General features: G+C 68.5%; 25 protein-coding genes. 13 read left to right on the forward strand and 12 right to left on the reverse strand.

From position 1 onward, the window contains the following. The first annotated feature begins 56 nt into the window (after positions 1-56). A complete protein-coding gene (locus AC1DSA_RS11175; protein ID WP_477889039.1) occupies positions 57-965 on the forward strand; it encodes a LysR family transcriptional regulator in 909 nt (302 codons plus the stop codon). A 6-nt stretch (positions 966-971) separates the two neighbouring features. Here AC1DSA_RS11175 and AC1DSA_RS11180 read toward each other — a convergent pair whose 3' ends face one another. The 5 genes from AC1DSA_RS11180 to dusA form a co-directional block, all read right to left on the reverse strand. After that, positions 972-1370, reverse strand: a complete 399-nt coding sequence (locus AC1DSA_RS11180) for a RidA family protein (protein ID WP_477889041.1) — start codon at positions 1368-1370, stop codon at positions 972-974. Then, the gene (locus AC1DSA_RS11185; protein WP_477889043.1) at positions 1367-2527 is read right to left on the reverse strand and encodes an acyl-CoA dehydrogenase family protein; all 1161 of its coding nucleotides are present in this window, start codon (positions 2525-2527) and stop codon (positions 1367-1369) included. The genes AC1DSA_RS11180 and AC1DSA_RS11185 overlap by 4 nt, the downstream gene beginning before the upstream one ends. A gap of 2 nt (positions 2528-2529) precedes the next feature. Next, on the reverse strand, positions 2530-3390 hold the full coding sequence (locus AC1DSA_RS11190; protein ID WP_477889045.1) for an enoyl-CoA hydratase family protein: 861 nt from the start codon (positions 3388-3390) through the stop codon (positions 2530-2532). After that, entirely contained in the window at positions 3374-5704 is a 2331-nt protein-coding gene (locus tag AC1DSA_RS11195) for a bifunctional salicylyl-CoA 5-hydroxylase/oxidoreductase (RefSeq protein WP_477889047.1), read from the reverse strand. Before AC1DSA_RS11195 ends, AC1DSA_RS11190 begins: the two co-directional genes overlap by 17 nt. 88 nt (positions 5705-5792) lie before the next feature. Beyond that, on the reverse strand, positions 5793-6776 hold the full coding sequence (gene dusA, locus AC1DSA_RS11200; protein ID WP_477889049.1) for a tRNA dihydrouridine(20/20a) synthase DusA: 984 nt from the start codon (positions 6774-6776) through the stop codon (positions 5793-5795). Between the two features lie 600 nt (positions 6777-7376). Here dusA and AC1DSA_RS11205 point away from each other — a divergent pair. The 3 genes from AC1DSA_RS11205 to AC1DSA_RS11215 all read left to right on the forward strand — a co-directional run bounded on the left by AC1DSA_RS11205 (position 7377) and on the right by AC1DSA_RS11215 (position 9208). Beyond that, the gene (locus AC1DSA_RS11205; protein WP_477889051.1) at positions 7377-8099 is read left to right on the forward strand and encodes a LuxR C-terminal-related transcriptional regulator; all 723 of its coding nucleotides are present in this window, start codon (positions 7377-7379) and stop codon (positions 8097-8099) included. 213 nt (positions 8100-8312) lie between these two features. Continuing rightward, positions 8313-8690, forward strand: a complete 378-nt coding sequence (locus tag AC1DSA_RS11210) for an RNA-binding protein (protein ID WP_477889052.1) — start codon at positions 8313-8315, stop codon at positions 8688-8690. A gap of 104 nt (positions 8691-8794) precedes the next feature. Further along, positions 8795-9208 (forward strand): RNA-binding protein, encoded by a 414-nt coding sequence (locus AC1DSA_RS11215; RefSeq protein ID WP_477889054.1) that lies wholly within the window; start codon positions 8795-8797, stop codon positions 9206-9208. Positions 9209-9297: 89 nt separating this feature from the next. Here AC1DSA_RS11215 and phbB read toward each other — a convergent pair whose 3' ends face one another. From phbB to phaC, 3 genes are all read right to left on the reverse strand, one after another. Then, positions 9298-10035, reverse strand: a complete 738-nt coding sequence (phbB, locus tag AC1DSA_RS11220; protein ID WP_477889056.1) for an acetoacetyl-CoA reductase — start codon at positions 10033-10035, stop codon at positions 9298-9300. 44 nt (positions 10036-10079) lie between these two features. Next, complete coding sequence (locus tag AC1DSA_RS11225; RefSeq protein ID WP_477889058.1) at positions 10080-11261, reverse strand: acetyl-CoA C-acetyltransferase; 1182 nt, start codon at positions 11259-11261, stop codon at positions 10080-10082. A 95-nt stretch (positions 11262-11356) separates the two neighbouring features. Then, positions 11357-13036, reverse strand: a complete 1680-nt coding sequence (gene phaC, locus AC1DSA_RS11230) for a class I poly(R)-hydroxyalkanoic acid synthase (protein WP_477889060.1) — start codon at positions 13034-13036, stop codon at positions 11357-11359. Positions 13037-13159: 123 nt separating this feature from the next. On the opposite strand from phaC, the gene AC1DSA_RS11235 reads away from it, so the two are divergent. Next, positions 13160-13393 carry a hypothetical protein gene (locus AC1DSA_RS11235; RefSeq protein WP_477889158.1) on the forward strand — a complete coding sequence of 78 codons (234 nt, stop codon included), beginning with the start codon at positions 13160-13162 and terminating at the stop codon, positions 13391-13393. On the opposite strand, the gene pgeF is transcribed toward AC1DSA_RS11235, so the two are convergent. Together pgeF and maiA are read right to left on the reverse strand one after the other, a co-directional pair. Next, positions 13325-14062, reverse strand: coding sequence for a peptidoglycan editing factor PgeF (gene pgeF, locus AC1DSA_RS11240; RefSeq protein ID WP_477889062.1), 738 nt, complete (start codon positions 14060-14062; stop codon positions 13325-13327). The two genes, AC1DSA_RS11235 and pgeF, sit on opposite strands and share 69 nt — an antisense overlap. A gap of 3 nt (positions 14063-14065) precedes the next feature. Beyond that, entirely contained in the window at positions 14066-14707 is a 642-nt protein-coding gene (maiA, locus tag AC1DSA_RS11245; RefSeq protein ID WP_477889064.1) for a maleylacetoacetate isomerase, read from the reverse strand. Positions 14708-14764: 57 nt separating this feature from the next. On the opposite strand from maiA, the gene AC1DSA_RS11250 reads away from it, so the two are divergent. From AC1DSA_RS11250 to AC1DSA_RS11275, 6 genes are read left to right on the forward strand one after another with little or no spacing between them, the layout of a single operon-like run. After that, the gene (locus tag AC1DSA_RS11250) at positions 14765-15703 is read left to right on the forward strand and encodes an alpha/beta hydrolase (RefSeq protein ID WP_477889066.1); all 939 of its coding nucleotides are present in this window, start codon (positions 14765-14767) and stop codon (positions 15701-15703) included. A 29-nt stretch (positions 15704-15732) separates the two neighbouring features. Continuing rightward, positions 15733-16263: a superoxide dismutase family protein gene (locus AC1DSA_RS11255; RefSeq protein WP_477889068.1), complete on the forward strand. Its 531-nt coding sequence runs from the start codon at positions 15733-15735 to the stop codon at positions 16261-16263. Positions 16264-16276: 13 nt separating this feature from the next. Beyond that, positions 16277-17662, forward strand: a complete 1386-nt coding sequence (locus AC1DSA_RS11260) for a Rieske 2Fe-2S domain-containing protein (RefSeq protein WP_477889070.1) — start codon at positions 16277-16279, stop codon at positions 17660-17662. Next, positions 17659-19137, forward strand: coding sequence for a glutamine synthetase family protein (locus tag AC1DSA_RS11265; protein WP_477889071.1), 1479 nt, complete (start codon positions 17659-17661; stop codon positions 19135-19137). The genes AC1DSA_RS11260 and AC1DSA_RS11265 overlap by 4 nt, the downstream gene beginning before the upstream one ends. Beyond that, complete coding sequence (locus AC1DSA_RS11270; RefSeq protein ID WP_477889073.1) at positions 19137-19460, forward strand: 2Fe-2S iron-sulfur cluster-binding protein; 324 nt, start codon at positions 19137-19139, stop codon at positions 19458-19460. Before AC1DSA_RS11265 ends, AC1DSA_RS11270 begins: the two co-directional genes overlap by 1 nt. A 9-nt stretch (positions 19461-19469) precedes the next feature. After that, positions 19470-19778 (forward strand): antibiotic biosynthesis monooxygenase family protein, encoded by a 309-nt coding sequence (locus AC1DSA_RS11275; protein ID WP_477889075.1) that lies wholly within the window; start codon positions 19470-19472, stop codon positions 19776-19778. A 36-nt stretch (positions 19779-19814) separates the two neighbouring features. On the opposite strand, the gene AC1DSA_RS11280 is transcribed toward AC1DSA_RS11275, so the two are convergent. Beyond that, positions 19815-20477 carry a YiaD family glycine zipper/OmpA-like lipoprotein gene (locus tag AC1DSA_RS11280; protein WP_477889076.1) on the reverse strand — a complete coding sequence of 221 codons (663 nt, stop codon included), beginning with the start codon at positions 20475-20477 and terminating at the stop codon, positions 19815-19817. A gap of 110 nt (positions 20478-20587) precedes the next feature. Then, entirely contained in the window at positions 20588-21040 is a 453-nt protein-coding gene (locus AC1DSA_RS11285) for a MarR family winged helix-turn-helix transcriptional regulator (RefSeq protein ID WP_477889077.1), read from the reverse strand. A 102-nt stretch (positions 21041-21142) separates the two neighbouring features. Between AC1DSA_RS11285 and AC1DSA_RS11290 the strand changes: the two genes are divergently transcribed. Both AC1DSA_RS11290 and AC1DSA_RS11295 read left to right on the forward strand, forming a co-directional pair. Further along, on the forward strand, positions 21143-22336 hold the full coding sequence (locus AC1DSA_RS11290; RefSeq protein ID WP_477889079.1) for a 3-hydroxybenzoate 6-monooxygenase: 1194 nt from the start codon (positions 21143-21145) through the stop codon (positions 22334-22336). After that, complete coding sequence (locus AC1DSA_RS11295; RefSeq protein ID WP_477889081.1) at positions 22336-23679, forward strand: FAD-dependent oxidoreductase; 1344 nt, start codon at positions 22336-22338, stop codon at positions 23677-23679. The genes AC1DSA_RS11290 and AC1DSA_RS11295 overlap by 1 nt, the downstream gene beginning before the upstream one ends. Positions 23680-23687: the final 8 nt, after the last annotated feature.

Raw genomic sequence — 23687 nt, forward strand, 5'->3', positions numbered from 1 at the left:
CCGCGACCATTCGTGTCCAATATCGAATACCTCTTCGACGATACGATTCGCAAATCATGGAATTTCGCCACCTGCGCTATTTCCTGGCGCTCTCCGAGGAGCTCCACTTCGGCCGGGCGGCGCGCCGGCTGCACATTTCGCAGCCGCCGCTGTCGCTCAACATCCGGCAGTTGGAGGAGTCGATGGGGGTGCGCCTGTTCCACCGCAACAGCAAGGAGGTTCGCCTGTCCGCCGCGGGCCGGGCGTTCGTGGCGTCCGCGCGGGCCCTGCTGGAGCAGGCCGCGGAAGCGGAGCGCCACGCGCGCGAGGTGGACCGTGGCTTCGAGGGCCGGCTGCGCGTCGGGCTGGTCAGCTCCATGCTGTATCGCGGACTGCCTCGGCTGCTGCGCGAATTCCAGGCGCACCACCCGCGGCTGGGCGTGGTGCTGCGCGAGCTCACCTCGCAGGACCAGGTGATGGAGCTGGCCCACGGCCAGCTGGACGTGGGCTTCGTCCACACGATGCGGGCGCCGCCGGAGTTGTCCCGCATGTTGTTCTCGAGCGAGCCCTTCGTGTGCTGTCTGCCGGGGACCCACCCGCTGGCCGGCTCGCGCCGGCTCGCGCTCAAGAAGCTGCGCGAGGAACCGTTCGTGATGTTCTCGCGCGCTGCCTCGCCGGACTACTACGAGCGGGTGCTGGCCATCTGCAGCGATGCCGGCTTCTATCCCGAGGTGCGGCACGAGGTCCAGCACTGGCTCAGCGTGGTGTCGCTGGTGGCACAGGGCCTGGGCGTGGCGCTGGTGCCCGCGGCGCTGGCGGGCTCGGGCATCCCGGGAGCGGTGTTCGTGGCCATCTCTCCCTCCACCGCCCGCTCCGAAGCATTCTGCGTCTGGCGCAGCGCCGACGACAACGCCGGCCTGCAGGCCTTCCTGGCGGACGTGCGCGCGGCGACGCCGCCGGCCGCGCGCCGCGCCGCGGCCGGTTGAGGCCGCTCAGTCCGGCAGCACCGCCGTGGCCTCGATCTCCACCTTGGCACGGTCTTCCATCAGCGCCTTCACCTCCACGGCCGTCATGGCGATGGCGTAGTTGCCGATGATGTCGCGGAAGGCCCGGCCGACCTCCTGGGAGGCAGCCAGGTATTCGCGCTTGTCGGTCACGTACCAAGTCATTCGGACGATATCGTCGCCGGTCCCGCCGGCCGCCGTCAGCACGTCCGCGACATTCTGCAGCGCCTGGCGCACCTGTCCGCCGAAGTCATCGGTCCGGAAGACGCATTGGGCGTCCCAGCCGATCATTCCCGCGATGAACAACATGCGGCCCTGGGCCACCACGCCGTTGGCGTAGCCGCGGGGACGGGGCCAGCCTTCCGGCAGCACGGCTTGCGGCTTCATGAACGCACCTCCTTGAGCAGTTCGCGGGCGATGATCAGCTGTTGCACCTCGGTCGCGCCTTCGTAGATGCGCAGCGCGCGGATTTCCCGGTACAGCCGCTCGACGGGATGGCCGGAGGTGACGCCCAGGCCACCGAACATCTGCACGGCGGCATCGATCACCTGCTGCGCGCCCTCGGTCGCGGCCATCTTGGCCATGGCGGCTTCCTTGGTGACGCCCTGCCCCTGGTCGCGCAGCCAGGCCGCCCGGTAGACCAGCAGCGCGGCGCTGTCGATGGTGGTGGCCATCTGCGCCAGCTTGGCCTGCGTGAGCTGGAAGTCAGCCAGCGTCTGGTTGAACATCTTGCGGGTGGTGGCGCGGTGCAGGGCCTCGTCCAGCGCCCGGCGCGCGAATCCGAGCGCGGCGGCGGCCACCGAGGTGCGGAACACATCCAGCGTCCGCATCGCGACCTTGAACCCTTCACCGGCGGCGCCGATGCGCTGCGACAGCGGCACGCGGCAGTCGCGAAAACGCAGCCGCGCCAGCGGATGCGGCGCGATCACCTCGATGCGCTCGGCGATCTCGAAACCCGGCGTGCCCGCATCGACGATGAAGGCCGAGATGCCGCGGGCGCCCGGCGCTTCGCCGCTGCGGCAGAACACGACGTAGAAATCGGCGATGCCGCCGTTGGAGATCCAGGTCTTCTCGCCGTCGAGGATCGCGTGATCGCCCTCGACCCGCGCGGAGCACTGCAGGCTCGCCACGTCCGAACCGGCATCCGGCTCCGACAGGGCAAAGGCGGCGATCGCCTCGCCGCGCGCCACGCGTGGCAGGTAGCGCTCTTTCTGGACCTCCGTGCCCTGCAGGCTGACGGCCCCGGAGCCGAGGCCCTGCATCGCGAAGGCGAAATCCGCCAGGCCGTTGTGATACGCCAGCGTCTCGCGGGCCAGGCAGATCGCCCGCGTGTCGATCACTTCCTGTTCGCCATGGGCACCGCCCACCGCGTGCCGCAGCCAGCCCGCCGTGCCCAGCTCGCCCACGAGCGTGCGGCACGCCGCATCGACGTCGGGACCGTGGACGTGCGCCACGTGCTGGCGCGCCCAGCGATCGAGCTCCGCGGCGAAGACGCCGTGCCGCTCGTCCAGGAAGGGCCAGTCAAGGTGGGCGAGTTCACGCATCTTCAGTTCCCTTCGAAGCGCGGCTTGCGCTTCGCCACGAAGGCTTCGTAGGCCCGGGTGAAGTCCTGCGTGAGCATGCACAGGGCCTGCGCCTGCGCCTCCGCCTCGATCGCCTGCTCGAGGGTCATGGCCCACTCCTGGTGCAGCATGGTCTTGGTGATGCCGTTGGCGAAGGTGGGGCCTTCCGCCAGCTGGCGCGCGAGCGCCTGCGCCTCGGCCAGCAAGGCTTCCGGCGCCACCAGCCGATTGAAGAAACCCCAGCGCTCGCCCTCCTCGCCACCGAGCGAGCGACCGGTGTACAGCAGCTCGCTGGCACGACCCTGGCCGATGATCCGCGGCAGCATGGCGCAGGCGCCCATGTCGCAGCCGGCCAGGCCGACCCGGTTGAACAGGAAGGCGGTCTTGCTGCGCGCCGTTCCCAGGCGCAGGTCGGAGGCCATGGCGACGATCGCACCGGCGCCGGCGCAGACTCCGTCCACGGCCGCGACGATCGGCTGCGGGCAGGCGCGCATGGCCTTCACCAGGTCGCCCGTCATGCGGGTGAACATCAGCAGCTCCGGCGCCTTCAGCCGCACCAGCGGGCCGATGATCTCGTGCACGTCGCCGCCGGAGCAGAAGTTGTCGCCGGCGCCGGCCACCACCACCGCGTGCACGTCGGTCGCGTACTTCAGCTGGCCGAACAGGTCGCGCAGTTCCGCATACGACTCGAAGGTGAGCGGGTTCTTGCGTTCCGGGCGGTTGAGGGTGACGGTCGCCACGCCATCCTTCGCCTCCCAGAGGAAATGCCGGGCCCGATAGTCCGCGAGTTGCACGCGGTTGCCCGCGGCCAGCGCGGGATCGACACGTTCAGTTGAAGCGTTCATTCGTCGTCTCCTGGGCCTGGGCGCGCTCGCGCTCCAGGTTGCGTTCGAGCTGGGTCTTTCCGGACAGGTACTGCTTGGGCCACGGCAGGTCGTGGTAGCCGATCTTCGCTGCCTCCAGCAAGGACCAGGCGGGGTTGGCGAGGTGCGGCCGGGCAATGGCGCACAGGTCGGCGCGGCCGGCGGCGATGATGCTGTTGACGTGGTCCGCCTCCGAGATCGCGCCCACCGCCATGGTGGCGATGCCCGCCTCGTTGCGGACGCGATCGGCGAAGGGCGTCTGGTACATGCGGCCGTACACCGGCTGCTGCTGTTTCGAGACCTGGCCCGAGGAGCAGTCGACCAGGTCGCAGCCCACGTCCCTGAAGGCGCGCGCGATCGCCACCGCATCGTCCGGCGTGATGCCGCCGGCCACCCAGTCGTGCGCGGAAATGCGCACCGACATCGGCCGGTCAGCCGGCCAGGCAGCGCGCATCGCACTGAACACCTCCAGCGGAAAGCGCAGCCGGTTCTGCAGCGAGCCGCCGTAGTCGTCCGTGCGCTGGTTGGTCAGGGGCGAGATGAAGCTGGAAAGCAGGTAGCCGTGCGCGCAGTGCAGTTCCAGCCAGTCGAAGCCGGCTTCGGCGGCGAAGCGCGTGCTGCGCACGAAATCGTCCCGCACGCGGTCCATGTCGGCCCGGGTCATGGCGCGCGACCAGTCGCTGACCCCGTCGACGTATTGCTGCGGCGACGCGGAGAGCAGCGGCCAGTTGCCCGATTCCAGGGGCAGGTCCTCGCCCTCCCAGGGCACGCGGGTAGAGCCCTTGGCGCCCGCATGGCCCAGTTGCATGGCGATCTTCGCGTCGGTGCCGGCATGCACGAAATCGACGATGCGCTTCCAGCCATCACGCTGCTGCGCATTCCAGAGGCCCGGGCAGCCGGGCGTGATGCGGGCATCCGGGCTGGTACACGTCATCTCCGCCACCACCATGCCGGCGCCGCCCATGGCGCGAGCGCCCAGGTGCACCAGGTGGTAATCGGCGGGCAGGCCGTCCACGCAGGAGTACTGCGCCATCGGCGACACGACGATGCGGTTCTTCAGGGTCGTGCCCCGCAGCGTGAAGGGCGTGAACATGGGCGGCACCGCCTGCTGCTGCGCGCCGCGGTGGATGCCGGCCCGCTCGGCGATCCAGTCTTCGTAGCGCTCGACGTACTGCCGGTCGCGCAGGCGCAGGTTCTCGTGGCTGATGCGCTGGCTGCGCGTGAGCAGGGAGTAGGCGAACTGCTGCGGCGGCAGGTTGACGTAGCGCGCGACGTTCTCGAACCACTCGGTCGAATTGCGCGCCGCGTTCTGGATCTTGAGCACTTCGACGCTGCGCACCGCCTCGTACTGGCGCAGGGCCGATGCCAGGTCCCGCGGACTGCGCCCGATGCACCTGGCCAGCTCGATCGAATCCTCCAGCGCCAGCTTGGTGCCCGAGCCGACGGAGAAATGCGCGGTGTGCGCCGCGTCGCCCATCAGCACGACCGGCGCGCGGCCGTTGTGGTGCACCCAGGTGCCGCAGACCACGCGCGGAAACTTGATCCACTGCGCCGAGCCCCGCAGGTGGCTCGCGTTGGACATCAGGGGATGGCCGTCTAGGTGCTTCGCGAACAGCCTCTCGCAGAAGGCGATCGACTCCTCCTTCTCCATCCTGTCCAGGCCGGCGCCCCGCCACACTTCTTCCGGCGTCTCCACGATGAACGTCGAAGTCTCGCCGTCGAACTGGTAGGCATGGGCCTGGAACCAGCCGTGCGGCGTTTCCTCGAAGGCGAAGGTGAACGCGTCGAACTTCTTGCGGGTGCCGAGCCAGACGAAGCGGCACTTGCGCAGGTCGATGTCGGGCCGGTAGGTGTCGGAATACTTCGTGCGGATGCGGCTGTTGAGGCCGTCGCTGGCGATCACCAGGTCGGCATCGGGGTACTCCTCGTCGCCCTGCACGTCACGCTCGAACAGCAGTTCCACGCCCAGTTCCTCGCAGCGGCGCTGCAGGATGTTGAGCAGGCGCTTGCGGCCGATGCCGCAGAAGCCATGGCCGCCCGACACGATGCGGTGGCCGCGGATGTTGACCTCGATGTCGTCCCAGTGGTTGAAGGCGCCCAGGATCTCGGCGGCGCTCTGCGGGTCGGCCGACTGCAGGTTGCCCAAGGTCTGGTCCGAGAACACGACGCCCCAGCCGAATGTGTCGTAGGCCCGGTTGCGCTCCACCACCCGAACGCGGTGCGTGGGGTCCTGCTTCTTCATGAGCAACCCGAAGTACAGGCCGGCCGGGCCGCCGCCGATGCAGACGATGTTCATGATTGCTCCAGACCTAGATATTTTAAGTTTAAAGCATCTGGCGGACGGTGTCATCCGGGGGCGGCCCCTTGCGGCCACGCCCTGGGCTTCAGGCCCGCAACGCGACCTCTTCGTGCGCCAGCCGCATCACTTCGCGCGGCGGCTCGCCCTTCAGGCGATGGTCACTCCACACCTGCCGCCAGCGCCGGGCGCCCGGCAGCCCGTTGTAGAGGCCCATCATGTGGCGCGCCACCGAGTGCCACGGCGTGCCGCGCCGCGCGTGCTCGTGCTCCATGTACGCGACCATGCGCTCCTCGACCTCTTCCCGCCGCGGCGGGGAATCGGTCTCGCCGTAGTACAGCGCGTCCCAGCGGGCCAGCCACCAGGGATGGTGGTAGGCCTCGCGGCCGATCATGGCACCGTCCAGGCCTTCCAGCTGCTGCGTCACGGTTTCGTCGGTGTGGATTCCGCCGTTGATGGCAATCACGAGCCCCGGGAAGTCCTTCTTCAGCTGGTGCACGAGGTCGTACCGCAGCGGCGGCACCTCGCGGTTCTCCTTGGGCGACAGGCCCTTGAGCCAGGCATTGCGCGCGTGCACGATGAAGACGCGGCAGCCGGCGTCCGCCACCGTCCCGACGAAATCGCTGAGGAACGCGTAGCTCTCCACCTTGTCGATGCCGATCCGGTGCTTCACGGTGACCGGGACGGCCACGGCGTCCACCATGGCCTTCACGCAATCCGCCACCAGCGCCGGTTCCGCCATCAGGCAGGCGCCGAAAGCGCCCCGCTGCACCCGCTCGCTGGGACAGCCGCAATTGAGGTTGATTTCGTCGTAGCCCCATTGCTCCCCCAGGCGAGCGCAGCGGGCCAGGTCGGCCGGCTCGCTGCCGCCCAGCTGGAGGGCAACCGGGTGTTCGGCCGGATCGAAATCCAGGTGGCGCCGCACGTCCCCGTGCAGGAGCGCCCCGCTGGTGACCATCTCCGTATAGAGGCGGGCACGACGGGTCAGGAGCCGGTGGAAATAGCGGCAGTGCCGGTCCGTCCAGTCCATCATCGGAGCGACGCTCATGCGCCAGCCGTTCGTGGGGGTCATCGGTTCTGTTTCAGTCATTCGCCACGCCGAACTTCAAGTTCGGGCATTCGGCCCCCTTTTGCCAGGAGGTTCCTCCCGGTGTCCCGGGACATTTCAACCAGGCGAGTGCGTTGCCGCGCCCGATGAGGATCCCCTGTTCATGCTACGTCTTGATTCACACGGGCGACGGATGGAGACCTCGCAGGTCAATTGACGCCAGGGTGGGAAACCTTCGCGCCCTCCCGGTCAAGGCTGCGAAGGCACGGCCCGATGGGATTTCACTCCGACGCGCTTGGTCCGCATTTTTGCCAAATCGTTCAACGCGTGCCTATCCGAAGGAACTAAGGGGGCTTCCCATTGTAGGGAACAGTGTCAAACTGCTTTTACAACGTGTGGACGGGAGCCAGCGTTGCGGTGACGAAGAAACCAAAAGAGCAACAAACGACACGCGGCTGGTAAGCCATTCACAGAAAGAGGCCAGGCCGGGAGACAGCGCGTGATGGAAACGATTTTTTGATCGTGCGAGGTCTCCATGTGCAACAGCGCGAAGACGGATTGTCGCGAGGGTGCCCAATCCAGGGCTAGCAGCCCTTCCCCCCAGCTTGCCCCGCGGAGGCAAGCATGAACGACCTGAACGACGCCCCGGTGCAGGTGCACCTGGTCGCTCCTCCCCTGGTTTGCTGGGGCTTGCAGCGGCTCATCCAGACGGCAGGCGCGCAGTTCATCCTGGTCGGCTGCTCCTCCACCCTGTCGGAGGCCATGCCCCTGCTGGAACGGCAGTCCCCTGACCTGATCGTGCTGGACTTCGACGACGGATACACGGCGCAGGACATCTCGCAGCTCTACATGCAGCAGCGCTTCAAGGTCCTCGCGCTGACGTGCGATCCGGACGCCGGCTTGCTGCGCGATTTGCTGGCCGCCGGCGCGCGCGGCGTCCTGCAAAAGCGGGAGGGCCCCGCCACCCTGTTGAAGGCGATCGAGCTGGTCGGCAACGGCGATGTGTACATCACGCCGGGCGCCGGCGCCGTCGCAGTGGCGCACGATCGCGGCCGCATGGAGCTCCGCATGGACTCCGGGCACGGCGCGAACGCTGCGCGCAGTGCGGAGACTCGCCGCCTGGACGCCCTGACCTTGCGCGAGCGGCAGACGTTCGCCGCCGTCATGTCGGACGCCGCGTCGCCGGTGAAAGTCATCGCCGACCGCCTGTGCATCAGCGAACACACCCTGCGCAACCATCTCACGTCGATCTACTCGAAGCTCGGCGTGTCCGGCCGGCTGGCGCTGTACGCCTACGCCAGCGAGAACCACCTGAGTGGGCACGCGGACGCCTTCCGCGCCCATTAGCCGCGGGGCCGTCCGCGCACACGGTCGCCAGAGCCGCACCTGATCCCATTCCGGCGAGACCGGCGGCTGAGCTCGTGCGGCGACCCAGCCGCGACGCGCTCCTACCCCGGCCGCCCGCGGCCGACTACAGGGCGGCCCCGCCGCGTGCGCTGCAATCAGCCAAATCCCCACGAGAAAGGATGAGGCATGCGGCCGTTTCGACTTGAATCCGAAATGAAGACCCTGCGCGGCGTCTTCTACCCCACGGGCTGGATGGTGCTGATGCTGCCCGGCGAGCAGCAGGCCGGCGATGCCGTCCGCATGCTGGAGCAGGCAGGCATCTCCGGCGACGCGCTGATGCGGATGACACCGGAGGACGTCCGGCGCGAACTCGCAGGCACCGAAGGCGACGACGATCTCCTGCCGTCCGCCGGTACCGAGGGTGACACCGTGCGCAAGATCACCGACCTGGCGGCCCAGGGCCACCATGGGTTGATGGTCCACGCACCGCACCAGAAAGATTCCGATCGCGTCATGGCCGCCCTCCAGGGCGTCCCGATCTCCTATGGGCAGCGGTACCGCACCCTGGTGATCGAAGACCTCGTGGACTGAGTCCGGCCCGATCGCGCCTCCCCGCGCCGCGGCAAGGGTCTTGGCCTTTCCGCGGTGCCGTCCCGTGCCTATGCTGGCGCAAGCGGAACGACCAGGAGTCGCAGATGAAGCCCTTCGACGTGACCTCCGGCATGACCAACATGCGAGGCGTTTTCTACCCCACCGGCCACATGGTGCTGATGTTCCCGACGCAGCAGCACGCGCACCATGCCTGCGAGCTGTTGCTCCGGGACGGCGTGGCGGAAGACGACCTGTGCCTCGCCGCGCCCGCCGATTTCGAACGCCAGATCGGCGACGCGATCGACGACTACGAGAACGTGCTCCTGCCCTCCGTGGGTACCGAGATGGAGACCGCCCGCCGTTTCCGCCACCTCGCGCACGAGGGGCACCACGCGATGATCGTCCACGCGAAGGCCGCCCTGACGTCCGACCACGTGCTGGAGGTGCTGCGCGACACGCCCATCAGCTACGGGCAGCGCTATCGCTTCCTGGTGATCGAGGATCTGGTCAGCCAATGACAAAGGCCCGCTTGCGCGGGCCTTCGTGCTGACTTGGCGTGGGAGCCGTGGCGTGGGCGCGGCCATGAAGGGGCTGCGCCGTCGGCCGTTCACCCCATGTGCAGGCCGCCGTTCACCGAGAAATCGGCGCCGGTGGTGTAGCCGCTTTCGTCACCCGCCAGCCAGGCGATGATGGAAGCGATCTCGCTCGGCTCGCCCAGGCGCTTGACCGGGATCGTGGCGACGATCTTGTCCAGCACGTCCTGGCGGATCGCCTTGACCATGTCGGTGCCGATGTAGCCGGGGCTCACCGTGTTGACCGTCACGCCCTTGTTCGCGAGCTCCTGCGCCAGCGCCATGGAGAAGCCGTGCATGCCGGCCTTGGCCGCGGAGTAGTTGGTCTGGCCGGCCTGGCCCTTCTCGCCGTTCACCGACGAGATGTTGACGATGCGGCCCCAGCCCTTTTCGACCATGTCGCCCACGACCTGCTTGGTCACGTTGAACATGGAGTTCAGGTTGGTCTCGATCACCGCGTCCCAGTCTTCGCGGGTCATCTTCAGAAACATGCGGTCGCGCGTGATGCCGGCGTTGTTCACCAGCACGTCGATGGAGCCGTGCTCGGACTTGGCCTTGGTGAAGGCCTCGACCGTGGAGTCCCAGTCACCCACATTGCCGACGGAAGCGTGGAAGGTGTAGCCCAGCGCCTTCTGCTCGCCCAGCCATTTTTCGAAATCGCGCGTGGGGCCGCACCCCGCGATCACCTTGAAGCCTTCCTTGTGCAGTCGCTGGCAGATGGCGGTGCCGATGCCGCCCATGCCTCCGGTCACGTATGCCACTTTCTGGGCCATTTTGTTCACCTCGTCGTCTCGTTGGGGAAAATCATTCTGCGCGCTCAGGCGCGCTCGACGGCAAGGGAAACCCCCATGCCACCGCCGATGCACAGCGCGGCGATGCCCTTCTTGGCATCGCGTCGCTGCATCTCGTGCAACAGCGTCACCAGGATGCGCGCGCCGGACGCACCGATGGGGTGCCCGATGGCGATGGCGCCGCCGTTGACGTTGACCTTGGCCGGATCGATGTCCAGCGCCTTGTTCACCGCGCAGGCCTGGGCCGCGAAGGCTTCGTTCAGTTCGAACAGGTTCACGTCGGAGGCCTTCCAGCCGGCGCGCTGCAGCGCCTTCTTGGTGGCGGGGACCGGGCCCATGCCCATGGTCTTGGGATCCAGGCCGCTGGTGCCGAAGGCCTTGATGGTGGCCAGCGGCTTCAGGCCCAGTTCCTTGGCCTTCTTTGCGCTCATCACCACCACTGCGGCGGCGCCGTCGTTCAGGCCCGAGGCATTGCCGGCCGTCACCGAGCCGGCCTTGTCGAACGCAGGCCGCAGGCCGGCGAGCGCCTCGGCATTGGTCTTCTTGTTGATGAACTCGTCGCTGTCGAACTTGATCGGGTCGCCCTTCTTCTGCGGGATGTTGACCGCGACGATCTCGTCCTTGAACTTGCCGGCTTCCTGCGCCGCGGCGGCCTTCTGCTGGCTGCCCAGCGCCAGCGCATCCTGCGCGGCACGGTCGATGTTGTGTTCCTTGGCGACGTTTTCGGCGGTGACGCCCATGTGGTACTGGTTGTAGACGTCCCACAGGCCGTCGACGATCATGGTGTCCTGCAGCTTCCAGTCGCCCATGCGCTGGCCGTCGCGCGAGTTGGGCAGCACGTGCGGGGCCGCGCTCATGTTCTCCTGGCCGCCGGCCACCACGATCTCGGCATCGCCCCAGGCGACGGCTTGCGCGGCCAGCATCACGGCCTTGAGGCCGGAGCCGCAGACGGCGTTGATGGTCAGGCCCGGCACTTCCTTGGGCAGCCCGGCCTTCAGCAGCGCCTGGCGCGCCGGGTTCTGGCCGGCGCCCGCGGCGAGCACCTGGCCCATGATGACTTCGCCGACCTGCGAGGGGTCGATCTTGGCGCGCGCAAGCGCCTCCTTGATCACGATCGCGCCCAGCTCGGTGGCCGGGATCTTGGCGAGCGAGCCGCCGAACTTGCCGACGGCGGTGCGGACGGCGGAAACGATGACGATGTCTTCCATGGAGGTCTCCTGGGGCTGGGACTGGGGGGCTGGGATTGGGGTGTTTCTTGGTTCCTCCCGCCCCTTGGACCCGGGCCGGGAGGGAAGCTCGACGCTCAGGCTTTCGCCTTCACGTAGCTGCCGGGCGCCGGCTCGATCGCCTTGTACTTGGCTCCCTTGCCGTACGACTTGGGGGCGGCGACCTGCTTGCCGGCATGCCCCTTGAGCCAGTTCGCCCAGTCGGGCCACCAGCTGCCGGGGTGTTCCTTGGCCCCCGCGAGCCAGGCGTCGAAGCCGGCCGGGAGCTTGTCGTTGGTCCAGTAGGACCGCTTGTTCTTCGAAGGCGGGTTGATCACGCCGGCAATGTGGCCGGAAGCGCCCATCACGAAGCGCTTCTTGCCGGGCAGGTGCTTGACCGAACCGTAGGCGCCGGCGATGGGAACGATATGGTCCTCGCGCGAGCCGTAGATGTAGACCGGCAGGTCCACCTTGGAGAAGTCGAGCTTTTCCCCGCACACCGTCACCTTGCCCGGCTTGACCAGGTTGTTTTCGAGGTAGGTGTTGCGCAGGTACCAGGCATACATGGGGCCCGGCAGGTTGGTGGAGTCGCTGTTCCAGTACAGCAGGTCGAACGGCGGCGGCGTTTCGCCCTTGAGGTAGTTGCCCACCACGTAGTTCCACACCAGGTCGTTCGGGCGCAGGAAGCTGAAGGTGGAGGCGAGCTCCTGGCCCTTCAGCAGCCCCTTCTGGCCCATCTGCATCTCGCGCAGCTTGACGCCTTGCTCGTCGATGAAGATGTCGAGGATGCCCGTGTCGCTGAAGTCGAGGAAGGTGGTGAGGAAGGTTGCGCTGGCCACCGGCTTTTCCTTGCGTGCGGCGAGCACGGCCAGCGAGGTGCCGAGGATGGTGCCGCCGACGCAGAAGCCCAGCGCGTTGATCTGCTTGGCGCCGGAGATGTCCTGCGTCACCGAGATCGCCTTCAGGGCGCCGTCGGCGATGTAGTCGTCCCAGGTCATGTGCTCCATCGAAGCATCGGGGTTGCGCCAGCTGACCACGAAAGTGCGGTGGCCCTGCTCCGCCAGGTAGCGGATCAGCGAGTTCTCCGGCTGCAGGTCGAGGATGTAGAACTTGTTGATGCAGGGCGGAATGACGAGGTACGGGCGCTCGTACACCTGCTTGGTGAGCGGCTTGTATTCGATCAGCTGGAACAGATCGTTTTCGAACACCACGGCGCCTTCCGTCGTCGCAACGTTCTTGCCGACCTCGAAGGCGCTTTCGTCGGTCATCGAGACGTGGCCCTGCTGCAGGTCCGCCAGCAGGTTCTGCATGCCGCGCGCGATGCTCTCGCCCTTGGACTCCAGCGCCTTCTGCTGGGCCTCTGCGTTCAGTGCCATGAAGTTGCTCGGCGCGGAAGCAGCCATCCACTGCTCGACCGCGAAGCGCAGGCGCGCCTTGGTCTTCACGTCCGTGTCCGCTGCCTCTGCCAGACCGAGCAGCGTGCGTGCATTGAGCAGGTAGACGGAGGCGGAGAAAGCGGCCACCGGATTGCGCGACCAGGCGTCGCCGGCGAAGCGCTTGTCGGCGGGAGCGGGGCGGTCCGTCAAGCCCTGGTTCCAGAGCTGGCTGGCCTCCTGCACGTAGGCGTTCTGGAGTTCCTGCAGCTTCTCGGCTGCGAAACGGATCGAGGGCAAGCTGGGGGCGCCGTGCTGGACGGATTGCAGGGCCTGCGTCCATTGCGTGCCGAGGTCCTGCTGGAACCGCTTCGCATGGGCAGCCCAGTCCACGTCAGAATTCATCTGATTGTCTCCTGTCTTATTCGGGGTTTTCCCGAAGTATCCCATCAAAAATGTTGCGGTGCAACATGAATCTTTGGAGCGCCTGTGTACCTCGTCGTCATCGCCTGGACCTATGTCGCGCTGATGATGGCCGTCGCCGAGGCGAACCATCCGAGCGGGACACTCCTGGGCGCCGCATTCACCTTTGTACTCTATGGCGTGGGGCCAGTGGCTCTACTGATGTATCTCATGGGACGGCCGGCGCGCCGTGCCGCGCGCGAGCGCCGCGAGGCAGAGGCGGCCGCCGCCTCAGGCGAGCCAGACGCTCGCCGCCAGCCGCCCGCTGACGCGGTCCCGCCGGTGCGAAAAGAACCTTGAAGACTGGGCGACCGTGCACCAGGCACGGCTGCCGTCATTGCCGTGCACCGCACGCAGTCCCATCGCGGCGAGCCGCCGGCGCGCGAGGGCCGGCAGGTCCGCGAGAAACTTGCCCGCCCCATGGGCGCGAAACGCGTCGGCTGCACCTGGGTCCCGGTCCACGAAGGCCGCGCGGACCTCCGGGCCCACCTCGAAGGCCTCCGGTCCGATGCAGGGGCCCAGCCAGGCCAGCATCTCGCCGGGCGCGCCGGCCAGCGGCGCCATGTCCTGCCAGAGTGCTTCGAGCACGCCATCGGCCAGCCCGCGCCAACCGCAGTGGGCGGCGCCGACGATGCCGCCCGCGCGGGGGGCCAGCAGCACCGGCAAGCAGTCCGCCACCATCATCGTGCAGGCGACGCCGCGCTCGGTCGTCCAGCACGCATCTGCCTCGGTGCCGTCGGGTGTCGCGGCCTGCAGGCGAACGACGCCGCGGCCGTGCACCTGCTTCAGGAACACGGGCCGGGCGCCCAAACGGCCGGCGAAGCGCCGCCGGTTCTCGGCCACCGCCGCCGGGTCATCGCCGACGTGGTCGCCCAGATTCAGGCAGTCGTACGGCGCTTTGGACACGCCGCCGTCGCGCTCGCTGCAGAAGGCCTGCACGCCGGCGGGCACGGGCCACTGCGGCAGCACGGGTCAGCCCTCGTTGTCCGGGCAGCTGGAAGGCTGGGCCTTCTGGAAAGCGGGATGCTTCATGCACGCTTCGAACGCCGCCATCGTTCGCGGCAGCCCGCCGAAGTCCACGTTGAAGCGCTGGCCGTTGAAGATCTGCGGCACCAGGCAGCAGTCGGCCAGCGTGGGCGTGTCGCCGAAGCAGTAGGTGCCGGCCGGCAGCCGCTGCAGTTCCTTCTCGAACAGTTCCAGGCCGCTGCGCACCCAGTGCCGGTACCAGGTGTTCTTGGCCTCTTCCTCCACCTTCAGGTCGCGCACCAGATACTTCAGCACGCGCAGGTTGTTCAGCGGGTGGATCTCGCAGGCGATCAGTTGCGCCAGTGCGCGCACGCGGGCGCGCCCCAGCGCATCCTGGGGCAGCAGCGGCGGGTTCGGATGGGTCTCGTCCAGGTACTCGATGATGGCCATCGACTGGCTGAGGAGTTCCCCGTCGTCGGTCTCCAGCGTCGGCACCAGGCCCGAGGCGGAAATCGCCGCGTACTTCTCGGTCTTGTGCTCGCCCTTGACCAGGTGCACCGGAAGATAGTCGTAGGCCAGGCCTTTGAGCTCGAGCGCGATGCGCACGCGGAACGACGCGGAGGAGCGGAAGTAGTTGTGCAGCTTCATGCGCCAAGCATAAACCGCCGTCCTCTACACTGCGGCGAAAGCACCAGGAGACTCCGCATGCTGCATCCCCAGGCCCGGGCGCTCCTGCGCCTGATCGAAGAAAAGGGCGTGCCGCCTACGCACACCCTGTCGCCGGACCAGGCGCGCGCCTTCTACCGGGAGCGGCGCACCTTCACGCAGCCCGATGCACCCGGCGTCGGCTCCGTGCAGGACCTGCAGGCCACCGGACCCGCCGGACCGATCCCGGTGCGCAGCTACCGGCCGGCAGGCTCCTCCGCCGCGGACGTGCTGCCGGTGCTGGTCTACTTCCACGGTGGCGGCTGGGTGATCGGCGACCTGGACACGCACGACGTGCTGTGCCGCCAGCTTTGCAACCTGTCCGGCTGCGCGGTAGTCTCGGTGGATTACCGCATGGGCCCCGAGCACCGTTTCCCGGCGGCCGTGGACGACGCGATCGCGGCCACCCGCTGGGTGCGCGCGCAGGCACAGGCGCTGAAGGTCGACGCCTCCCGGCTCGCCGTGGGGGGCGACAGTGCCGGCGGCAATCTCGCGGCGGTCGTCGCCCTGGCCGCGCGCGATGCGGGGGACCTGCCCATCGCCTACCAGCTGCTGATCTACCCGGCCACCGACCAGCGTCGCGGCGCGCCTTCGCACGCCGCCAACGGCCAGGGCTACCTCCTCACCAAGGAGACCATGGACTACTTCCATGACCACTACCTCCCCGACCCGCGCCAGGACCTCGACTGGCGTGCCTCGCCGCTGCTGCACGCGAACCACGCGAAGCTGCCCCCGGCCTTCGTCCTCACCGCCGGCTACGACCCGCTGCGCGACGAGGGCCTGCAGTACGCGCAGAAGCTGTCCGAAGCGGGCAACCGTGCCGCGCTGGTGAATTTCGAGCGCCAGATCCACGGCTTCATCCTCATGGGCCGCGTTCTCGACGAAGCCAACGTCGCCGTCCAGCTTTGTGCCGCGCAGCTGCGGCAGGCGCTGGTTTGATCCACCTTTCGTCCACCCAGGAAACCGCCATGAACAAGACCCTCGCCGCCCTCCTGACCGCCTCCTCCGCGCTCACGCTCGCCGCCTGCGCGAATCTCGGCATGGGCACCGGCCCCAGCGCGACCGCGACCCTGGCGCCCACCACCGGCAACAGCGCGGCGGGCACGGTGCGCTTCGTGCAGTCCGGCGACAAGGTGCAGGTGAGCGGCGAGATCCGCGGCCTGAAGCCGGGCGCCGAGCACGGCTTCCACGTGCACGAGAAGGGGGATTGCAGCAGCGGCGACGGCATGAGCGCCGGCGGGCATTTCAATCCTTCGGGCGCACCGCACGGCCGGCACGACGGCGCGGCGCACCATGCGGGAGACCTGCAGAGCCTGCGCGCGGACGGGAGCGGCGTCGCGCGCTTCAGCTTCGACACGACGGCCATCCGGGTGGGCAGCGGTCCCAACGACGTGGTCGGCCGCGGCCTGATCGTGCACCGCGATCCGGACGACTTCACGACGCAGCCGACCGGCAACTCCGGCCCGCGCCTGGCGTGCGCGGTGGTGGCACGCTCTTGAGCGGAGGGCTGGCATGAAGTCGGAACAGAACGAACTGGTCACGCGCATCGGTCCCGGCACGGCTTGCGGCGCGGTGTTGCGCAGCTACTGGCAGCCGGTGGCGCTGGTCGATGAGTTCGATCCGCGCCTGGATCCGCGCATGGCGCAACGGCCGGTGAAAGCCGTGCGCGTCCTCGGGCAGGACCTGGTGCTGTTCCGCGATGCGGCCGGCCGCTGGGGCCTGCTGGACCGCGACTGCCCCCACCGCGGTGCCGACCTCTCCTTCGGCCGGCACGAGGGGGACGGCCTGCGCTGTCCGTTCCACGGCTGGAAGTTCGACGCCACCGGCCGCTGCCTCGAAACCCCGGCGGAGCCCGCAGGCAGCAAGCTGTGCGAGCGCGTGCGGCAGCGCAGCTACCCGGTGGTCGAGAAAAGCGGCGTGCTGTTCGGATGGTTCGGCGAGGAAGGCCGGCAACCGCCCTTCCCCGGCTTCGACTGCTTCACCGCGCCGGCCACGCACACCTTCGCCTTCAAGGGCCTGTGGCACTGCAACTGGCTGCAGGCCTTCGAGGTCGGCATCGACCCGGCCCACCCATCCTTCCTGCACCGCTTCCTGAACGATGCATCGCTCGAATCCGTCGGCGAGAACGCGGCGGGCAAGCAGTTCCGCAGCGCGAGCGCCGGTGATTTCGGCGGCGAGAAGTGGCCGATGACGCGCATCATGCGCGAGTTCCACCAGCCGGACATCTCCTTCGAGAGCAAGCCGTGGGGCCTGCAGCTCACCGCGTTGCGGCCGATGACGGACCAGCTGACCCACGTGCGGATCACGCAGGCGATCTTCCCGCACACCTTCGTGATCCCGCTGTCGGAGACTCTCACCATCACGCAGATGCACTTGCCGGTCGACGACGAGCACACCTACTGGTACGCCATCTTCACCAGCTTCGCCGGGCCGGTGGACCAGGAGGCGATGCGCAACCAGCGCCTGCAGTTCATCTCCCTGCCCGACTACCTCCCCAAGTCCGGCCGCCACAACAACTGGGGCTTCAACGCCGAGGAGCAACGCACGCAGACCTTCCTGGGCATGGGGGAGGAGGACATCAACGTGCACGACCAGTGGGCCGTGGAGAGCATGGGCGCGATCCAGGACCGCACCCGCGAGCACCTGGGCACCAGCGACAAGGTGATCATGGCAAACCGCCGCGTCCTGTTGAAGGCCATCGAGACGGTGCAGGCCGGCGGCACGGCGCCCGGGGCGGCCGATCCGGCTCTGGCGACGCAGATGCGGGGCCCGGATACGGTGGATGGCATCGCGCCCGCGGGCACCTGGGGCACGTGGTGGCAGGAGCGCGTGCAGGCCAAGCGCGGCGGATCCCCCTGGCTGCCGCAGGCCTCGGTCCAGGAGACCCAGGCTTCGTGAGCACCTTCGCGCAACGCTGCGGCCTGCACGATGCGGCGCGCGAACAGGCGTTGCAGCGGCTGGTCCACCTCGTCGGCGACCAGGGCCTCGAGCTGGTGCGCTTTGCCTGGTGCGACCTCCATGGCGTGCTGCGCGGCAAGACCCTGGTGGCTTCAGCGGTGGAGCGCGCGCTGCGCGACGGCGTGGGCCTGGTGAGCACGCTGATGCTCAAGGACAGCTCCGACCGCACCGCGTTCAAGGTGTTCGAGCCTGGCGGCACCGCGAGCCTGCCGGGCTTCGGCTTTGCCAACAACCTGCTGCTGCTGGCCGATCCCGACAGCTTTCGCCAGCTGCCCTGGACGCCCGCCACGGGCTGGCTGCGCGCGCAGCCCTGGTTCCAGGACGGGCAGGCGGTGGAGCTGGACACGCGGCGCGTGCTGCAACGCGCGCTGGCCCGCCTGGCCGACGCGGGCTTCACGATGAAGTGCGGCCTGGAAGTCGAGTTCCACATCTACAAGCTGCAGGACCACCAGCCTGCGCTCGACCCGATGCAGGCCGCGTGGCCGGGACCGGCGCCTGCGGTGAGCCTGGTGCACTCCGGGTACCACCTGCTCGCCGAAGCCTGGTACGACCTGGCCGAGGAGCCGCTTCGGATCGTGCAGCACACGGCGCAGGCGCTCGGGCTGCCGCTGCTGTCGCTGGAAGTGGAGCTCGGCCCCAGCCAGGTCGAGGCGGTATTCGATGCCACCGATGCACTCACCGCGGCGGACAACATGGTCCTGTTCCGCAACGCCGTGAAGATGGCCTTGCGCCGCGCCGGCTACCACGCCACCTTCATGTGCCGCCCGCCCTTTCCCAACATCATGTCCAGCGGCTGGCACCTGCACCAGTCGCTGTGGGATGCGCGCACCGGCCGCAACGTGTTCATGCGCGACGCACCGGCGCCCGGCAGCGACGCGACGCATGCGACCCACACGCTGTCGGACATCGGCGAGCACTACCTCGCGGGCCTGCTGGAGCACGCGCGCGGCATGACCGTTTTCTGCACGCCCACCACCAACGGCTTCGGGCGCTTCCGTCCCAACGCCCTGGCGCCGCAGTCGGTGCTGTGGGGGCGCGACAACCGCGGCGCGATGCTGCGCGTCATCGGCGCGTGCGGCGATGCGGCCACGCGCATCGAGAACCGCATCGGCGAACCAGCGGCCAATCCCTACCTGTACTTCGCCTCGCAGGTCCACGCGGGACTCGACGGCATGGCCCGGGGGCTGAAGGCGCCACCGGCCACCGACGCGCCCTACGCCGGCGCCGGCGAGAGCCTGCCCACCAGCCTGGGCGAGGCGCTCACGGCGCTCGCGGGCGACACCGCCCTGTGCGAGGCGTTCGGGCGCGACTTCATCGCCTACTTCAGCCGCATCAAGCAGTCCGAGCGCGAGCGCTTCGAAGCCGCCGAGGACCCCGACGAATTCCAGCGCCGCGAATACTTCGGCCGCATCTGATGATCCGTGTTCACCTGGTCGCCCCCGACGGGAGCGAAACGACCGTGGAGGGCCGCGAGGGCGAAAGCCTGATGCAGGCCGCCGTCGCCGCCAATGCGCGCGGCATCGAGGCCGACTGCGGCGGCCTGCTCACCTGCGCCACCTGCCACGTCTACGTGCGCGAGCCCTTCGCGGGCCGATTGCCGCCGCCCTCCGGCGACGAACTCGGCATGCTGGAGTTCACCGCCGCCGCGCGCAAGGCGAACAGCCGGCTGAGCTGCCAGATCGAACTGGCGCCGGACCTCGATGGGCTGACGGTAGACTTGCCCGACACACAGCACTGAGGGACCGCCATGATTCTCGAACTCGCCGACATCCGCATCCCGCCGGGCAAGCAGGCCGAATTCGACGCCGCCATCGAGCGCGGCGTGCGCACCGTCATCTCGCGCGCCGAAGGCTTCCGGGGCTTCAAGGTGAACAAGGGCATCGAATCGCCCGAGCGCTACATCCTGCAGATCTTCTGGGACACGCTCGAATCTCACACCGTCACGTTCCGCCAAGGCCCCTTGTTCCCCGAGTGGCGCGCGATCGTGGGACCCTTCTTCGCGCAGCCACCGGTGGTGGAGCACTTCACCCTGCTCGCCAAGAGCGACGGGAACTGAAAAGGGGCCGCGAGGCCCCTTTTCAGAAGAAGGCCATCAGCGCGCCGCGACGCTGCGCTCGCCCAGGAAGATCTCCACGCGCCGGTTGCGCGCGCGGCCGGCATCTGTGCTGTTGTCCGCCACCGGCTCATGCTCCCCACGGCCGGCGACGACCACCTGGTTGGCATTCACGCCGCGCGACACCAGGTAGTTCTTGGTGGCCTGTGCGCGCTCGGTGGACAGCCGGTTGTTCAGTTCGTCCGAGCCGGTGCTGTCGGTGTGGCCGATGATCCGCACCTCGGTGTTCGGCTGGCCGGCCAGGCCGTTGGCAAACTGGTCCAGGATCGGACGCATGTTCGGCTTGATGTCCGCGCGGCCCGTGTCGAAGGACAGGTCGCCGGGCACGTTCAGCTTCAGCTGGTTGTCGGGCGTCTGCTGCACGGCCACGCCGCTGCCGACGGTGGCCTGCTCCATGGCCTGCTTCTTCTGCTCCATGTTCTTGGACCAGATGTAGCCGCCCGCGGCGCCGACGCCGGCGCCGATCAACGCCCCCGTCGCGTTCTGGCCGATCGCCGCGCCGGCCAGGGCGCCGACGCCCGCGCCGATGGCGGTGTTCTTCTGGGTGCTGGTCATGCCGGTGTTCATGTCGGCACAGCCGGCCAGGACCAGGGCCGACGCGCCAACTGCCAGCAGGCCGCTGCGGATGGTGGGGTTCTTCATGGGAATCCTTTCATTGATGTGCTGGGCACCGTGCATTGAAGGACAAACTGGGGCGCATGGATGCAGGACGGGATCAACAGTCGGGCGCCTTTGGCCGAATTTGCTTTTGCTTACTCGGCTTCGGAGCCGGCGATGCCGTGTCCGGCCACCAGCCGGTCGAGCAGCGTGACGAGTTGCGCACGCTCGCGGCTGTCCAGCGGCTCCAGGATGCGCTGCTGCACCTTGCCCACGGCGCGCTTCATCTTCCGGGCGATCTCCTCCCCCTGCAGCGTGACCCACAGCAGCTTGCGGCGGCGGTCGGCGCCGTCCGGCTCGCGGCGCACCCAGCCACGGGCCTCCAGCCGCGTGATCACGGAGCCGAAAGTGGCGGCATCGAAGGCGACCTTGCCCGCCAGCGTCACCTGGTCCTCGCCCGGATCCTCCAGCAGCGCGTTCAGGATGGCGAATTGCACCGGCGTGACGTCGAAGCCCGCGGTCTCCTCCATGAAGATCGCCACCGCCACCTGGTGCGCGCGCCGGATCAGGTGCCCCGGTGCATGCTGGAAATCGAAGCTCTTCGCCATGCGCGGCAGTGTAGCGGCGCGCCCGTGGCTTGCGCCAGGCCGAATTGATATGTATGCTTATGATCGACGCGCTCCGGTTCACGGAGCCATGAGGAGACAAGCATGGGCAAGCCCCTTTCGATCGTGGTGGCGGGCGGCGGCATCGGCGGCCTCGCTGCGGCCTGCGTGTTGGGGCGCCAAGGCCACGAGGTCACGGTGCTGGAACAGTCTTCGGCCTTCGGCGAGATCGGCGCCGGCATCCAGCTGGGGCCCAACATCTTCCGCATGTTCGACCTGCTGGGCCTGACGGAAGCGATCGACAAGGTCGCCTTCTTCCCCACGGGCCTGGCCATGAACGACGTGCGCACCGGCGAACAGGTGATCCGCGTGCCGCTCGGCGACATGGCGAACGCGGCGTACGGGTATCCGTACGGCGTGATCTACCGCGTCGACATCCACAACGTGTTCCTGGAGGCCTGCAAGGCACAGCCGACGGTGAAGCTGCGCACCTCGACCAAGGTCGAAGGGTATGCACAGGACGGCCAGGGCGTGACGGTGCAGCTCGGGGACGGCGAAACGGTGCGAGCCGACGCGCTGATCGGTGCCGACGGCCTGTGGAGCCGGGTGCGGCAGGCCGTGGTGGGCGACGGCAAGCCGCGCGTGTCCGGCCACATCGCGTACCGCGCGGTGCTCCGGCGCGACGAGGTGCCGGCGCACCTCTGGAGCGACGACGTGCTGCTGTGGGGCGGCGAGAAGACGCACCTGGTGCACTACCCCCTGCGGCGCGGCGAGCTGTTCAACCTGGTGGCCGTGTTCCACAGCAACAAGTACGACGAGGGCTGGAACACCTTCGGCGACAGCGCCGAACTGACGGAGCGCTTCGCGCAGGCCGTTCCCCAGGTGCGCGAGCTGCTGGACAAGATCGAGACCTGGAAGATGTGGGTGCTGTGCGACCGCGAGCCGGTGAAGAACTGGAGCGACGGCCGCGTGACGCTGCTGGGCGACGCCGCGCACCCGATGCTGCAGTACCTGGCGCAGGGCGCCGGCCAGGCCATCGAGGACGCCGTGGTGCTGGGCGAAGCGCTCAGGCACACGGGCAACGACGTCGCCAGCGCGTTCCAGAAGTACCAGAAGGCGCGCTACCTGCGCACCGGCCGCGTGCAGCTCACCGCGCGTTTCTACGGGGACATCTACCACGCCTCGGGGGTCACGCGCGAACTGCGCAACCGCATGTTCCAGAGCGGCGAGGAGGCGGCGGGCTTCGCGGGCCTGTCCTGGATGTACAAAGGCCTGGATTTGAAGAACCTGTTCGACTGATGCCGCACACCCTCACGGAACCCAGCCGCCAGACACCGGTCTGGGGCGAATACGACGTCGTGGTCCTCGGCGGCGGGCCCGCCGGCATGGCCGCGGCGGTGGCGGCTGCCCGCGCCGGCCGCCGCACGCTGCTGATCGAACGCTACGGCTTCCTGGGCGGCATGGGGACGGCGGCCGGCGTCACCAACTTCTGCGGATTGCACGCGAACGTGCATGGCGACATCCGCCAGGTGGTGCACGGCGTGGCCGACGAATTGCTGCAGCGGATCGACCGCCTCGGCGGCCTGAATGCGCCGCATGCCCTGTTCGGCAAGACGGTGGCCCAGGCCTACGACACCGCCGCCTACAAGATCGCCGCGGACGACCTGCTGCTGTCCTCCGGCGTCGAGGTGCTGTTCCATGCGCTCGCCGCCGGCGTCGTGATGGCCGACGAACGACGGGTGCAGGCGCTGCTGGTGGAGACCAAGTCGGGGCGCTACGCGGTCGTTGGCCGGGCGTTCGTCGACGCTTCCGGCGACGGCGACCTGGCCGCCTGGGCCGGCGTCCCCAGCGAGCTCGGGGACGGTGCCGGCAACATGCTCTATCCGTCGACGATGTTCCGCCTGAACGGCATCGATCCGGAACGCGCGGGCAAGGCCTGGGAGGTCATCCCGAAGCTCATGCTGCAGGCGGAAGCCGAAGGCCGCTACCGATTCCCCCGCAAGACGCCGATCGTGCGGCCGCAAAAGAGCGGCATCGAATGGCGGGTCAACCTCACGCAGCTGGCCAACCGCGACGGCAACGCCATGAACGGCACCGACGCACGCGAGCTGAGCGACGCCGAGGTGCTGGGCCGCCGGCAGATCGCCGAGGTGGCCGGGTTCCTGCGCGAAGTGCCCGGCTTCGAGGGCAGCTACATCGTCGACATCGCACCGCAGGTCGGCATCCGCGAAACGCGGCGCGTGCGCGGCCTGTACCAGCTCACCGAGCGCGACGTGCTGGAGTGCGAAAGTTTCGACGATACCATCGGCGTGAATGGCTGGCCGCTGGAACTGCACCTCAAGGGTGACGTGGAATTCCGCTGGCCCAAGATCCCGGAGTCGCGCGGATTCAACCACCTGCCCTACCGCATGACCGTGCCGCAAGGCGTGGACAACGTGTGGATCGCTGGCCGCTGCGCCTCCATGTCCCATGAGGCGCAGTCCGCCGCCCGCGTGACCGGCGCCTGCTTCGTCATGGGCCAGGCCGTGGGCAGCGCGGCCGACCTCGCGCTGAAGGACGGCCGCACGGCGGCCGACGTGGACATCCCTGCCCTGCAAGCCCGGCTCGAACAGAATGGCGCCTACCTGGGCCGCACCTGGTGAAGGAAACC

It is taken from the genome of Ramlibacter sp. P4_H7 (assembly GCF_056400765.1).

What these genes read in the sequence shown, in the direction of transcription:
- AC1DSA_RS11190 (WP_477889045.1), bottom strand. Translation starts at nt 3,390, where the DNA reads ATGAACGCTTCAACTGAACGTGTCGATCCCGCGCTGGCCGCGGGCAAC.
- phaC (WP_477889060.1), bottom strand. Translation starts at nt 13,036, where the DNA reads ATGAATTCTGACGTGGACTGGGCTGCCCATGCGAAGCGGTTCCAGCAG.
- AC1DSA_RS11290 (WP_477889079.1), top strand. Translation starts at nt 21,143, where the DNA reads ATGGGCAAGCCCCTTTCGATCGTGGTGGCGGGCGGCGGCATCGGCGGC.
- maiA (WP_477889064.1), bottom strand. Translation starts at nt 14,707, where the DNA reads ATGAAGCTGCACAACTACTTCCGCTCCTCCGCGTCGTTCCGCGTGCGC.
- AC1DSA_RS11235 (WP_477889158.1), top strand. Translation starts at nt 13,160, where the DNA reads ATGATGGCCGTCGCCGAGGCGAACCATCCGAGCGGGACACTCCTGGGC.
- AC1DSA_RS11180 (WP_477889041.1), bottom strand. Translation starts at nt 1,370, where the DNA reads ATGAAGCCGCAAGCCGTGCTGCCGGAAGGCTGGCCCCGTCCCCGCGGC.
- phbB (WP_477889056.1), bottom strand. Translation starts at nt 10,035, where the DNA reads ATGGCCCAGAAAGTGGCATACGTGACCGGAGGCATGGGCGGCATCGGC.
- AC1DSA_RS11295 (WP_477889081.1), top strand. Translation starts at nt 22,336, where the DNA reads ATGCCGCACACCCTCACGGAACCCAGCCGCCAGACACCGGTCTGGGGC.
- AC1DSA_RS11205 (WP_477889051.1), top strand. Translation starts at nt 7,377, where the DNA reads ATGAACGACCTGAACGACGCCCCGGTGCAGGTGCACCTGGTCGCTCCT.
- AC1DSA_RS11195 (WP_477889047.1), bottom strand. Translation starts at nt 5,704, where the DNA reads ATGAACATCGTCTGCATCGGCGGCGGCCCGGCCGGCCTGTACTTCGGG.
- AC1DSA_RS11255 (WP_477889068.1), top strand. Translation starts at nt 15,733, where the DNA reads ATGAACAAGACCCTCGCCGCCCTCCTGACCGCCTCCTCCGCGCTCACG.
- AC1DSA_RS11260 (WP_477889070.1), top strand. Translation starts at nt 16,277, where the DNA reads ATGAAGTCGGAACAGAACGAACTGGTCACGCGCATCGGTCCCGGCACG.
- AC1DSA_RS11175 (WP_477889039.1), top strand. Translation starts at nt 57, where the DNA reads ATGGAATTTCGCCACCTGCGCTATTTCCTGGCGCTCTCCGAGGAGCTC.
- AC1DSA_RS11285 (WP_477889077.1), bottom strand. Translation starts at nt 21,040, where the DNA reads ATGGCGAAGAGCTTCGATTTCCAGCATGCACCGGGGCACCTGATCCGG.
- dusA (WP_477889049.1), bottom strand. Translation starts at nt 6,776, where the DNA reads ATGACCCCCACGAACGGCTGGCGCATGAGCGTCGCTCCGATGATGGAC.
- AC1DSA_RS11210 (WP_477889052.1), top strand. Translation starts at nt 8,313, where the DNA reads ATGAAGACCCTGCGCGGCGTCTTCTACCCCACGGGCTGGATGGTGCTG.
- AC1DSA_RS11280 (WP_477889076.1), bottom strand. Translation starts at nt 20,477, where the DNA reads ATGAAGAACCCCACCATCCGCAGCGGCCTGCTGGCAGTTGGCGCGTCG.
- AC1DSA_RS11250 (WP_477889066.1), top strand. Translation starts at nt 14,765, where the DNA reads ATGCTGCATCCCCAGGCCCGGGCGCTCCTGCGCCTGATCGAAGAAAAG.
- AC1DSA_RS11185 (WP_477889043.1), bottom strand. Translation starts at nt 2,527, where the DNA reads ATGCGTGAACTCGCCCACCTTGACTGGCCCTTCCTGGACGAGCGGCAC.
- AC1DSA_RS11215 (WP_477889054.1), top strand. Translation starts at nt 8,795, where the DNA reads ATGAAGCCCTTCGACGTGACCTCCGGCATGACCAACATGCGAGGCGTT.
- AC1DSA_RS11225 (WP_477889058.1), bottom strand. Translation starts at nt 11,261, where the DNA reads ATGGAAGACATCGTCATCGTTTCCGCCGTCCGCACCGCCGTCGGCAAG.
- AC1DSA_RS11270 (WP_477889073.1), top strand. Translation starts at nt 19,137, where the DNA reads ATGATCCGTGTTCACCTGGTCGCCCCCGACGGGAGCGAAACGACCGTG.
- AC1DSA_RS11275 (WP_477889075.1), top strand. Translation starts at nt 19,470, where the DNA reads ATGATTCTCGAACTCGCCGACATCCGCATCCCGCCGGGCAAGCAGGCC.